The organism is Chitinophaga sp., assembly GCF_036569185.1.
Lineage (GTDB): Bacteria > Bacteroidota > Bacteroidia > Chitinophagales > Chitinophagaceae > Chitinophaga.
This window is the reverse complement of record NZ_DATCRD010000278.1, coordinates 1-13,542: the sequence shown is the minus strand read 5'-3', so window position 1 is coordinate 13,542 and position 13,542 is coordinate 1. Positions and strand designations below refer to the sequence as shown.

Sequence of the window (13,542 nt, the reverse complement as noted above, 5' to 3'; positions counted from 1 at the left end):
TAAAAAAAGCGTTCCGGTTATTTTCCGGAACGCTTTTTTATAGTATGTTTTTTACTTCACTACTTCTACCCACTTGCCCGGCGCGAAAGCATGTATAGTATTATCATACATGGCTTCACAGGACGTGGCCGGCAAATAATACCTGCCCAGGTAAGCCGCATTCAGCAATACATTGTAAGTACGTTTTTTATTTTCTTCTATATTGAAATAAGTATACACCCTGTCGTCACGTATATCCATATACGTAGCCGGTGATGAGTGGAAGGCGCTGTCATTTTCCATCAGGCGGGTATTCAGTATTTCCCAGCCGGAAGGGAAGATCTGTGATAAGGCCATCTGTTCGTAATAGCCTCTTTTTCCCGGGTTGGTGATAGTTACGGTGGCCATAAAGTCGCTTCCCTGCCGCAGTGTAGCCGGATCAAGCGGTTTACCATCGCGGGTACTGTAGCTTACCTGCATGCCCAGTACATCCGGGTTATTGCTGGCTACCGGTTCCTGGCCGGCGTCGGGCTGTCCCTGGAGAATAAGCCTTACATATAATACATTCTGCCCGTTATTCCGCAGGCTGATATTACCTGCAGCACCATTAAAGGTAACGGGGATCTGCGTAACAAACGACTGCCCGTTTACCGTGCCTTTGGCGCTGTTCAGGGTATATGTAAAGTTCATCTTGCTGCCTCCCTTGTTATTGCCGCAATACTTTGCAACGGCTATCAGGGAATAAGCGGTGGTTTGTGTGCTGTACCACTGGTCGTTTTGCGATAGCTGCGCGGCAATCTGCTTCACCAGTTCATTGGCGCGGTTGCGCTGTCCCATAATGGTGAGCGTTTCCAGGATCATGGCCCTGTCGCGCAGGTCGGAACCAAACGTGCCGCCCAGCTGCGTATATGCTTTCACATCGGTAGTAAGTCCCTGTACCAGGGAGTTGGCTACTTCCGGCTGACCGGACAGTTTATAAGCCGCTGCCAGCCGCCATTTGGCCGGCGCTGATAGATACTTGAATTCCTTTAACCGGTTCATAGCGCCCAGCTCAGGAGATTTGGCCAGCGCCAGGAGATACAGGCGGTACGACTGTGTAAGATCGCCACCATAAAAGTTAAGGGTACTTGGGGCCCAGGTACCGGCTTTATTCCGCTGGTATTTTTTCCATTGATCCAGTAAACCTGCGGGCAGGGTATAACCCTGTGCCTGCGCCTCTATCAGGAAGTGCCCTCCGTAGTTGGTGCCCCATTCGTCGGAGTTACCTTCACCCGGCCAGTAGCTGAAACCACCATCGGAAGTCTGGAAGCTTTTCAGCCTGTTGATACCCGCTTTCACGTTACGGTCTACCTGCGCGCGCTCACTTTCTTTCAGGTCCATGAGCTGGTTCAGCACCAGTTGCGGGAACACGCCGGAAGTGGTTTGCTCAATACAGCCATGTGGATATTCTATCAGGAACCGCAGGCGTTTGCCCAGGTTGAGCGATGGAATAGTGGATACTTCCAGTACGCCGGAATTGGTACCGGCCATGCCTACCGGGCTAAAGGCCGATTGCCAGCTGTTGTTGCCTTCCAGTGTATTTTCAATAATGTTTGTGATCACCGGGTTAGGGTTCCTTACATTCAGCTCTATATTTTCTTCCGCTTTTTCTGCGCCGCTGCTGGCTGTTACTTTTATTTTAGCGATGCCTGTTTGCGGGCGCACTTTTACATCGAAGTAAACAATCTGTTCGCCAGGTTGGGAGAAGGTGACCGCTTTGGTTTGTTCGCCTACTATTTCCAGCAAAGGACTGGTGCTTAAACTAACATTCACATTGCGGATATTTGGTTCCAGGCCAAACACGGTTACCGGTACCTGGATGGTTTCCGATGGTCCCAGCACACGTGGAGCAGTAGTAAGCAGCATCAGGGGTTTCTTTACTGCCACTACTTTTTCAGCAGTACCGTAAGCGCCATCCTGACCAGCTACTACCATTGCTTTTACTGAACCAATGTAAGGCGGCAGCTTGAATTTATGCGTTTGTTTTTGCCCTGTTTTCAGGTAGAAGGGGCCCATATATTTTACTACAGGCTTGAAGCGGTTAGCTTTGGCGCTACCGGCATTTTTATCCAGTCCTTCATCACCGCCAATGCTCAGGATCCGGTCCATATCCGCTCCCCATGCGCCTATTACATAGTCGAACAGGTCCCAGGTTTTGACACCGAGTGCTTCCCTGGCATAAAATGCATTGTGAGGATCCGGTGTTTTAAAACGGGTAAGATCCAGCAGCCCTTCATCCACAATAGCGATGGTGTAGGTCATGGGTTTGCCGTTGCTTTCACTTACACTGATACTGGCCTCTGTTTCAGGCTTCAGTTTATCGGCCATGCTGATCACCGGTTTCAGGATAGTGCCCGGGTCTTCAATGGAAATGGGAATGGTGCCATACATACGGATCGGTAGATCGTTGAGGGTTTGTGCATGCGGCTGCAGCAAACTAACGTTTACGTATATATTAGGCGTCATATTCTTTTCCGCCTTGAACTTAAAGGTGGTTTGACCCTGTTTGGTGGTGATCCAGTATGTTTTCAGCACTTTACTGCCGGATTCAATGCTGACCAGCCCGCGGCCGCCTTCACTGCTTGGGATAGTGAGATTAATATCGTCGCCGGTTTTATAGCTTTGTTTGTCGGAAGTAAACACCAGCATAGAGGCTTCTGCAGGGTTGTCTTTCTGCATCCTTTCCGCCCAGCCCGGCCAGTCGATGTATACCGCTTTACCTGCGGTATGCCCGCTTTGAAGATCTTTTACCCTGATCAGGTACCTGCCCCAATCCGGCGAATTAACCCGCAGGTCCCATTTACCTTTACCATTTTGCAGGGTAACGGTTTCTTTACTCAGCAGCTGGTTATAGCTGTCTTGCGTAAAGTTGGAGTAGTCATCCTGCTCGCCTTCATCCCACCACCATCTCCATTTGATCTTGTACAGTTCTACCTGTACTTCACGGCTGCCGGCAGTAAGGTTACCATTACCATCCACATCCACCAGGTCAATGGTATGTGGGCGATCAGTGAGCAACATGCCCGTGGTACGGTCGCCCGCCGGGATGCGCAAGCCTGCATAGGAAGTGAAAGGATTATAAGGCATGGAGAAATGATCGATACTGAAATCGCCTCCCGGCTCAAATACTTTTACTTCAAAGTTCGCTTTCAGCTGTCCGGGCGCTACCTTGCCCAGTTGTATGTCTGCATTTACAGGAGCGCTGCCGCTTTCGCTCAGCGGGCCTTCAAAAATGGTTTTATTTTCTGCGTCGAAATGAGTGACGGGATCATCAAAGGAGTAATCGCTGAATTTAGGGAAGCTGGTGCTTTGCTGTACCAGCGATACATCTACTTTGGCCTTCAGGTGCTGTGCAGTAGCGCCAAACAGCCACATGGCCGATAAGTTACCGGTGGCGCTGCCTTTCGACAGGGAAGTGGTGTTGCCGAAATCCATTTTTATTTTAAGACGGTTCGGCTTCACGGTTTCAATACGCACATTTTTCTGGAAGGTGGCGCCGCCTACTTTTACTTTGGCTACCCAGTTACCTGTTGGGTCGTCCGGCGCAGTAGCGGTGGCAAAGCTGTAAAAGCCGTTCAGTCCTTCATGCTGATTAATGCGTTTATACAGTTGTCCTTTAGGATTGTATAGCTCGAGTGATACCGGGTGATCTGCCGGTAATTTCTCCCCTTTATCTTCCAGGATGAAAGTCAGGTAAACAGAATCGCCGGGGCGCCATACGCCACGTTCGCCGTACAGGAAACCTTTGATGCCGTTTTGCACTTCTTCTCCTTTTACATCAAACCGGCTTAACGGAAGGGAGCTTCCATCGTCCAGTTTGAGGTAACCTCTTTCATTTTCTTTTTTGGCGATGAGCAGGTAAGGTTTACGCTTCAGATCAAAGGAAGCAAGACCTTCCCCATCACTTTTTGTTTTAAAGATCACCTGGTTCTGGTAGTCGAGTAGTTCCAGTTCCACGCCTATCAGCGGTTTGGTATCACGTATATCCGTTACCGCTACCAGCATACTGTTGTCGTTCCCTCTTTTGGCAATGAGGCCTATATTGGAAGAAATGATATTGCGGGACGCCCATTTATCTTTGCTGTAGTAAGAGTTGGAGCAGGCGTCATTGCGACGGTCCCAGTTGTAGCCGTATGGATAATAGCTATCGTAACGTTGCCAGAAGGAATCATCGTCATCAATTTTTTCTCCCCCGGAATAATATTCTTCTTCTCCTTCTTCATCAGAAGAAGCATTGTCGCCGTCCTGGGTGGTATCGGCGGAGCAGGCGGTCATAGCGTATGATTTCCGGAAACCGATAGTGATGCGGTAAATGGCACCTGGTTCAGTCCGCAGCATTTTGTCCAGGTCGAGGAAGAAGCGGTTTTTCTTATGCAGGTTTACCGATTTATCTCCATCCAGGCGGATTGTTTTTTCCACTACGGGTTTGGCTACACGCCGTAGCTCCTGGCTACCATCAAGATCATTCCGCTGCAGGTATTGTGGTACGTTGTTCTCGTAGATCTTTATGATAGAAACGTCTACCGCATTGAGGTTTACGGCTTCAAACGGCATTACCAGTTTATTACTTTCCGGCAGGATCACACCTTTGCCGGGGATGCTTACGCTGGGTAAAGTATTTTCAAAGTTAACATTGGCACTGAAAGTTTTACCTAACCGTTTATCCGTGATATTGATAACGCCTTCATTCACTATTACGTTGTAATTTCCTTCCAGCCGTACCGGCGCATATACGCTTACTTCGCTGCCATCAATGGTGTAACGAAGGTCACTTTGCCCGCTGATGCCAATGAGGCCTTCCAGGGTCTGGGCCATGCTTACGGGGTCGGAGAACTGTACCAGCAGGTGTTGTTCCGGGTCGGAAAGGGCTTTTACATCCAGTACTTTAAAGTCGCCGATAGCGGGCACCTCGATCGTGTTTTTCCCGGTATTGTCCACTTTCAGGGAATTGCCATTCCAGCTCAATTCCAGGTTATGGGCAATATTGGCGCGGGCGATGTTGGCGATAGTGAACCGGGAAGTACGTTCTGCCGCATTGTGTTGCCAGGTAACAGGCAGGCCTTTACCGGCATATTGTGCGCTCAGTATTTTTTCGATCGCCTGCGGATCTTCCACATCGGCTGTATAAATGGCGCCGGTGAGGGTCATGCGGTCGAGTGTATTATTGGTACTGGCTTTAAGACCAAAATTTTCTATGGAGAAAGAGGGCTTGATGATCTTGAATTCAAAGTCGAATGATTTGAGTTCTTTAGGTACATCGAGTATTTTCCCGAGCTTAAAGTTGGCTTCATATTTTTTACCTGGCTGCAGGTTTTCATCCGGTCTGAACTCAATGGTGGTGGCGTCGATCCAGTAGGCCTTTCCTTTGATGGACGGGGAAAAATCGAATACTTCCTTTTCCAGGGGTTCATTCTGGGTATGGGTTACATTCGTTTGGGAAGTGAGATGGACACGGATAGCGCTTTGTTTGGAAATGATACCGGCTGTATATGCCTCAATGTATTTGGCAAATTCGGGGTTCATTTCCTTCTTCGCCGTACGGCAACCACTGATCACAAACAGGGTGGCGAGGAATAAAAACAATGCTGCTACAGCAGTAAGCCTTTTTGTTGGGTGCATCAGGAAAGCAGATTAGGTGATTAACTAGGTGCGAATGTCGGGAATTTTATCCAAACGCGGAGGGATCGCCTTCGGCGATGTAAATTGTCTTGGCTCAGGATTAAACTGATTTTACTGATTAGCCGGATTTTATTTTTTTGATTTTAAGAGATTTTTGGAATGACTAAGAAAGATATCCGCGAGCAATATCCACTTGTATCTCCCTAAATCTTTTAAATCCAAAATGATCAAATCAAACAAATCAGTAAAATCAGTTTAATCCTGAGCCAAGACAATTTACATCGCCGAAGGCGATCTTCTACACCATTTCGCCTTTGTTCAGGCGCAGGAACTTATCAACACAGGAAGGTAGTTCATCCTCGTAGTGGGTGACAAAGATGAGGGTTACCGGCATATGTTCGCAAAGTTGTTCTATCACTTTTTTGAAATGTATTTTTTGTTGGGCGTCCAGTCCCTGGCAGGGTTCATCAAAAATCAGCAGTGGCGGGTTTTTAACGAGGGCCCGGGCCAGCAGGGTAAGGCGCTGTGCACTTTCGGGCACTTGTTTGAATGGCGTTTTTTCATGGTCGGCGATATTCAAAACACTCATCCAGTCGCGGGCTACCTGTTGTTGTTCAGCGCTAGCCGGCCGGGTACTGCCAATTACATCAGAGAAGCCGGAGCATACCACCTGGAGGCAATTATCGCGGGAGGTAAAGTATTGATGCAGCTCCGGTGATACAAAACCTATTTTTTTCTTGATGTCCCAGATGCTTTCGCCGCTGCCGCGTTTCCGGTCGAACAGCCAGAGTTTATTGGCATAGGCCTGGGGATTATCGCCGTTCACAAGGCTCAGTAAGGTGGATTTCCCGGCGCCGTTTGGCCCCAGCAATGCCCATTTATCGTTTGGCTTTATAGTCCAGTTGATGCCATTGAGAATGGTATTTTCCCCGTATTTAATGTGAATGTCTTCCATCCGCACAATGGTTTCAAATTGGTTATGCTGACTGTTTTGTACCAGTGCGGCAATTTTTTCGGCTTCTATTTCCGGTAACGTAATTTCTGTTACCGCAGGCAACGGCAACTGCATAAATTCGCTGCGGGTATACTTACCTGTTATTGCGCCGTTTTCCAGTGTGAGCACATGGGTGATATGTTCCGGTATTTCATGTGGAGCGGTGGCCAGTATTACCGTTGCGCCGCCGGCGATAATTTCGTTGATCATGGCGCTGAAATCTTTCCTGGCCTGTACATCCAGCCCGATGTAAGGGTTGTCCAGCATGAGCAGTTGCGGTTGCTGAATAAGGGCGCGGGCAATCATCACCCGGCGGGTTTCGCCATTGGATAATTTAATGAGCCGTTTTTCCATCAGCGGGGCGATACGCAGCGGCTGAAGTAATGCGGGTACTTCGGTAAGTTCCAGGTATTCCATTACTGTGGGTGAATTATCTGCATCCATGCTGTTGAAGCGCTGCTGATAATAGAAATCCGTAGTAGTGTTGGAGAGGTTGCGGAACGTATGATGATGTCCTACCAGGGCTACCAGGTTGCGGTAATTAAACCATGGATCTGTGATGGTATGTTGCCGGCACCATTCATCGTAGAAGTGGTAGTGGATACTTCCGTTGATAATGTTAAACTTGCCTAGAATGGTATTCAGCAGGGCTGTTTTACCCGAGCCGCTGGGGCCTGTAATGGCCCACTGCTCTCCTTTACTGATCTGCCAGGTGAGGGTATTGAATAGTGTTTTGTCGAGATACCTCACTGTAATATGTTCCAGCGAGAGGAACGGTGTTTGCTGCTCTGTCATAATTTGAACGATTGGGCTCAGTATTCATCTGTCGGATATAAAATTAATCCGATTATTGAAAGCTTCCAGTAAATTTATGGCAAAGTTTGAGGGTATGATCTGGAATACGAAATCATTTGACGGGTTAACAACGACGGAACTCTATGCTATCCTGCATTTGCGCAGTGAGGTATTTGTGGTGGAGCAGCAATGTCCTTACCAGGACCTGGACTATGCAGACCAGAAAGGGTTGCATCTGATGGGAACGGATGAGGAAGGCAAGCTGTTGGCCTACACCCGTATTTTTGCCCCTGGAATCAAGTTTCAGGAGGCATCTATCGGCAGGGTGGTTACTTCTCCGCAGGCACGTGGCAAGGGGGCCGGCCGTCAGCTGATGGAACGCTCTATTGAGGTGCTTCAGGCAAATTATGGGGTAATTCCCATCAGGATAGGCGCCCAGCAATACCTGCAGCAGTTTTATACTTCGCTGGGGTTTGAGCAAACCAGTGATACTTATATAGAAGATGGGATTCCTCACATCGAGATGCTGAGGCCATGATAATAATGCCCGGGAGATAAAGGCAGCACAGCTGCTTTTTATCTCCCGGAAAAAAAATTACCGCTTAGGTATTTTTTTCTTTTTCACTTCTTTATCAGGCGCGTGTTCCTTTATCCGGTAAAAAGGGATCGCGTAGGAGATAGTGTACTGTACATCAAAAACAGATCTCTTGGAGCCGGAACCAAAACCGGGAATGATCAGCGGGGTCATTTCATCTGTTTTTACACTGTTAACCAGTATGCGTTCCCGGATATTCCAGCCCATGAAAAGATTCTTCAGCACTTCTACCTTTAGTCCTACTAAAAGTTCCACCCAATGGGCATTTATCGCGGTTTTTGGTATACTGCCACTGAGGTTATCGCCCCAGTAAGTGTTTTTGATAGAATAGGTGGGAACGGAATAGTTAAAATGCGAGAACCCATAACGGAAGCCAGCATAGAACATATTCTTCTCGGTAACATATTGTCTTTTCAGAAAATTATAATCAACGCCCAGGGTTACAAACATACCATTGCCTTTATAGGTATAATTGGTATCGCTGTAGGGGGTATTGGCATATCCGCCTTCAAAGGCAACATACAGGTTGCTGTTGATGCGGGCATCTGCTACAACAGTTACTTCTTTCCTGTAAGGGTAATAGATGGCAGATGGTATCCGGCTAAGATCCACTCCTATCCGTACAAAGCCCGGAACATACCAGGAGCTGTCTTTATGCAGGGCCACCGCTGTCTTTGCCGTATCGGCCAGCGCTTTATGGGTGGTATCCGTTCTGGCCACTTTGTGCAGGGTATCTGCTTTTACGGCTGCCGGCTTGTTTTGTGCCGTGGAAGCAACGCTGAGCAGGATACTAGTTAAAAAAGAAATACAAAGTAAGATGCGTGTCATTGCTGCTGGTTACGGACTTATTATTAATTACAACAGAATCGATGGTGTGCATGGTGGTGATAACGGTATCTATATTAAAATAAGTGCCGAAACCACATCCGGGCGATATAAAATGCTGTTGCCGTGTATACCTGATCTTTAAGGTGTCGGGCACAAAGCTGGAATCCACTTTCAGGAAAAAGAGGCTGCTGTCTGCAATAGGCGATAGCTGGAAGAACAGGTCGCCCAGCGGCTGGTTCTTATATATGGTATCCCTGCCAAAGGCGAAAGCGGTTACTTTAGGCATAATGGTATCCGACAACCTGTCGTTGAGTTTACGCCTTAAATGGGTATGGTAATCATTCCGCAAAGTCTGATCGCATACTTTTGTTTCATTTTCGCAGGCGATGATGCCCGCGAAAATGAAACAGGTGATTAATATCTGGTAGATGCTTTTCATGTCTTGTTTACAGTTGGCAAGATATTAAATTCCCAGCTCCTTTTTGAGGAATCTGGCGGTATGACTGTCCTTGCAGGTGCTTACCTGTTCCGGGGTGCCGGTGCAGAGGATGGTACCGCCGCCCCCGCCGCCTTCAGGGCCCAGGTCTGCAATGTAGTCAGCCATTTTAATAACGTCCAGGTTGTGTTCTATCACCAGTACGGTGTTGCCCCTGTCTACCAGTTTATACAATACTTTCAGCAGCAGCTGTATGTCCTGGAAATGAAGTCCCGTTGTGGGCTCATCGAGAATATAGATGGTTTTGCCGGTATCTTTCTTGGAAAGTTCGGTGGCCAGTTTTACCCGCTGAGCCTCGCCCCCGGAGAGGGTTACGGCCGACTGGCCCAGGGTAATATACCCAAGCCCTACATCCTGCAGCGTTTTTATTTTACGGTAGATCCATGGTACCGGCTGAAAAAATTCCACGGCTTCATCCACCGTCATATCCAGTACATCCGAAATGGATTTGCCTTTATAGCGTATTTCCAGTGTTTCGCGGTTATAACGGCGACCATTACATTTTTCGCAATGCACATAAACATCCGGCAGGAAGTTCATTTCAATAACGCGCATACCTCCGCCTTCACAAACATCGCAACGGCCGGTTTTTACATTAAAGGAAAAGCGCCCGGCATTATAACCCCTGATCTTTGCTTCCGGTACGGATGCAAAAAGGGTTCTGATATCGGTGAAAAATCCGCAGTAGGTGGCAGGGTTGCTGCGCGGGGTACGGCCTATGGGAGATTGGTCAATTTCAATCACCTTATCTATAAACTCCAGTCCCTTGATGCTTTTGTAGGGCATGGGAACCATTTTGGAGTCGTACGCATGTTTGGAAAGAATGGGATACAGGGTTTCATTGATCAGGGTAGATTTACCGCTGCCGGAAACGCCGGTGATACAAATGAAAGTGCCCAGGGGCAGTTTCAGGTTCACATTCTTCAGGTTATTGCCGGAGGCGCCTTTCAGTTCCAGGAAATTGCCATTGCCTTTCCTGCGCTGGGCGGGTATTTCAGGCGAGGTATTGCCATTCAGGTACCCTGCAGTAGGTGTATTGAGTTTCAGGATTTGTTTGGGGGTACCTTGCGCAATGATCTGGCCTCCGTGCACGCCTGCACCGGGACCAATATCCACCAGGTGATCGGCATGCAGCATAATGTCTTTATCATGCTCCACTACGATAACCGTGTTGCCCATGTCTTTCAGGTTTCGAAGGGCGTCTATCAGCTGCATATTATCGCGCTGATGCAGGCCAATGCTTGGCTCATCCAGTATATAGGTGATACCCATCAGCTGGGATCCTATCTGGGTGGCGAGACGGATACGCTGTGATTCGCCGCCACTAAGGGTCCTGGTGGCCCGGTTCAGTGTCAGATAGTTTAGTCCTACATTCAGCAGGAATCCCAGTCGCTCGCGGATTTCCTTCAGGATATCCTTGGCAATGGCGTTTTGTTTTTTCTCCAGGCGGTTTTCAATATTTCCAAACCAGGCCAGGAGCTTATCCAGGTCCATGTTTCCGAGCTCGGAGATATTTTTTTCATCGATCTTAAAGAACAGGCTTTCCTTTTTCAGACGGGCGCCGTTGCATTCGGGGCAGGTGCTTAGTTTCATGAAGCCTTCTGCCCAGCTGCGCACATGATCGGAAGAGGTATCGTTGAAATAGCGGCGAACCATGTTTACTACGCCTTCATATTCTGTGGCATATTCCGAGCCGCCGTTGCTTTCCCCGAATTCCATGTCCACTTCCAGTTTGCCGTTTTCGTCGCCAAACAACAATACGTTGAGGGCCTTTTGCGGAATGCTGGAAATGGGGGCTGTTAAGGAAAATTTATACTTTTTGGCGAGTTGCTGTACCTGTTTAAAGGTAAAGGTATCGCGGGCTTCGCCCAGTGGTTTTAGGCCGCCATCGGTAAGGGATACGTTGTAATCGGGGATTACTTCGTCCATATCTATCTGGTAAATGGTGCCCAGTCCTTTACAGCGGGGACAGGCGCCATAGGGCGAGTTAAAGGAGAAGGTGTTTGGGCTGGGCTCTTCATAGGAAAGGCCGGTGTCTTCACACATCAGTTGCTTACTGTACTGGCTCACTTTATTGGTATCGTGATCCATGACAAACAGCAGTCCTTTTCCCATGGTGAGCGCTTTTTGCACGCTCTGGCTGATCCGGGTACGGGCGTCTTCCTGTACCTGGATCCGGTCTATCACCAGTTCTATGTCGTGGATCTTGTAACGGTCCACCTGCATCCTTTCTTTCAGGTCTTCAATTTCCCCGTCGATCCGCACTTTGAGGTAGCCTTGTTTGCGTACCTGTTCAAACAGTTCCCGGTAATGGCCTTTACGTCCACGTACAAGCGGCGCCAGGATAACCAGTTTTTTATTTTTATAGTGTTTGAAAAGATGCGCCAGTATTTCCTCTTCCGAGAAGCGGGTCATTGGTTTGTTGGTGTTGTAGGAGTAGGCGGTTCCGGCGCGTGCATAAAGCAGGCGGAGGAAATCGTATATCTCCGTAATGGTGCCAACGGTAGACCGGGGATTTTTATTCGTTGTTTTCTGTTCTATAGAAATAACGGGAGAAAGCCCGGTGATTTTATCTACATCGGGCCTTTCCATATCGCCGATAAACTGGCGGGCATAAGCGGAAAAGCTTTCCATGTAACGGCGTTGTCCTTCTGCATAAATGGTATCAAATGCCAGTGATGATTTACCACTGCCACTGATGCCGGTAATAACTACCAGTTCATTTTTGGGCAACTGCAGATCCAGGTTTTTCAGGTTATGCTCCCGGGCGCCAAAGATGGCTATTTGTTCATCTGCCGGGGCTTGCGCTACGGAAGTCTCGGGTACATTCTCTTTTTTCTTTGCCATAATATTAAACTACTAAGCTACGGCATAATTGCGAATTATATGATTTGTATTGCTAAATTTTTTAGCGAAGTGCGCCTTCGGCGCTTGTTAAATTGTCTTGGTTCAGGATTACGCTGATTATACTGATTAGTTTGATTTGATTATTGGTGATTTTTTTTGAAAGAGAGGGAATGAAAAAAGATTATCTGGAATAAAGAGGTACTAAAACAGGTTATTTGCAGGGCAAGGCTTTTCCATACAAGACCGGGCATTTTGCAGTATGGATACTCCCGGGCTACAGTATGGTTACTCCCTGTTTCCGCCGTATTTTCCCCGTATAAAAGCTATATCCTCGCCGGTATTAAGCTGTATCTGTTAAGTATGGCTTATCTACGTCTTGTTAATTTGTTTATGCTGCCATATCCTGCGATATAAGCAGCAGTAACCCAAAAGATAAAGGGAGACAAAAGCGAAATCTCCGCTTATATCTCCCTTTATCATTATTTAAATCTCCAAAACAAAATCAGGCCAATCAGTATAATCAGCGTAATCCTGCTCCAAGACAATTTAGCGGCAGGTGCCGAAGGCGCCTAGCCCTTATATTTTTTGAATACTACAATCGCGTTGTGGCCGCCAAAACCGAAGGTATTGCTCATTGCTACATTTACAGTACGCTGCTGGGCTTTACCGAGCGTGAGGTTCAGGTTGGTAGGAATTCCTTCTCCCAGCACGGTGGTGTTGATGGTAGGAGGAACAATATCTTCCTGCGTGGCTTTGATACATGCAATGGCTTCAATAGCGCCGGCAGCTCCAAGCAGGTGGCCTGTCATGGATTTGGTAGCACTGATATTGAGTTTTTCCACATGGTCGCCGAATGCCGTTACGATGGCTTTTAATTCACTGAGATCTCCTACCGGTGTGGAAGTGGTGTGTGAGTTGATATAGTCTACATCGGTAGTGGCAATACCTGCATCTTCCAGGGCTTGTTCCATACCTAAGCGTGCGCCCATACCTTCAGGGTGGGTAGCAGTAAGGTGGTAAGCATCGCAGGTCATAGCGCCGCCTACCATTTCGCCATAAATGGTGGCGCCCCTGGCAATAGCGTGCTCATATTCTTCCAGGATGATAGCACCTGCGCCTTCACCCATTACAAAACCATCGCGCTCTATATCGAACGGGCGGGAAGCATGTGCTGCATCCTCGTTACGGGTGGATAATGCTTTAAGGGCGTTGAACCCCGCAATACCGGCGCGGGTTACAGGAGCTTCAGAGCCGCCTGCCACAATAGCATTGGCCTTACCCAGGCGGATGTAATTGAAAGCATCTACGAGAGCGCTGGTAGAAGAAGCGCATGCAGACACTGTACAGAAA

The 13,542-nt window shown here is 48.1% G+C and carries 7 protein-coding genes; 1 reads left to right on the top strand and 6 read right to left on the bottom strand.

The features are described 5' to 3' along the window. Nucleotides 1–51 precede the first annotated feature (51 nt). Both VIM72_RS21425 and VIM72_RS21420 read right to left on the bottom strand, forming a co-directional pair. The gene (locus tag VIM72_RS21425; RefSeq protein ID WP_332004870.1) at nt 52–5,637 is read right to left on the bottom strand and encodes an alpha-2-macroglobulin family protein; all 5,586 of its coding nucleotides are present in this window, start codon (nt 5,635–5,637) and stop codon (nt 52–54) included. A gap of 298 nt (nt 5,638–5,935) precedes the next feature. Continuing rightward, complete coding sequence (locus tag VIM72_RS21420) at nt 5,936–7,426, bottom strand: ATP-binding cassette domain-containing protein (RefSeq protein WP_332004869.1); 1,491 nt, start codon at nt 7,424–7,426, stop codon at nt 5,936–5,938. A gap of 76 nt (nt 7,427–7,502) precedes the next feature. Between VIM72_RS21420 and VIM72_RS21415 the strand changes: the two genes are divergently transcribed. Next, on the top strand, nt 7,503–7,964 hold the full coding sequence (locus tag VIM72_RS21415; RefSeq protein WP_332004868.1) for a GNAT family N-acetyltransferase: 462 nt from the start codon (nt 7,503–7,505) through the stop codon (nt 7,962–7,964). A 57-nt stretch (nt 7,965–8,021) separates the two neighbouring features. Here VIM72_RS21415 and VIM72_RS21410 read toward each other — a convergent pair whose 3' ends face one another. The 4 genes from VIM72_RS21410 to VIM72_RS21395 all read right to left on the bottom strand — a co-directional run. Continuing rightward, nucleotides 8,022–8,849 carry a DUF6048 family protein gene (locus tag VIM72_RS21410; RefSeq protein WP_332004867.1) on the bottom strand — a complete coding sequence of 276 codons (828 nt, stop codon included), beginning with the start codon at nt 8,847–8,849 and terminating at the stop codon, nt 8,022–8,024. Continuing rightward, entirely contained in the window at nt 8,812–9,288 is a 477-nt protein-coding gene (locus VIM72_RS21405; RefSeq protein ID WP_332004866.1) for a DUF6452 family protein, read from the bottom strand. Before VIM72_RS21405 ends, VIM72_RS21410 begins: the two co-directional genes overlap by 38 nt. 24 nt (nt 9,289–9,312) lie before the next feature. Beyond that, nucleotides 9,313–12,192: an excinuclease ABC subunit UvrA gene (gene uvrA, locus VIM72_RS21400; protein WP_332004865.1), complete on the bottom strand. Its 2,880-nt coding sequence runs from the start codon at nt 12,190–12,192 to the stop codon at nt 9,313–9,315. A gap of 569 nt (nt 12,193–12,761) precedes the next feature. Further along, nucleotides 12,762–13,542 (bottom strand): beta-ketoacyl synthase N-terminal-like domain-containing protein (locus VIM72_RS21395; protein WP_332004864.1); only part of this gene is annotated, 781 nt, incomplete at its 5' end.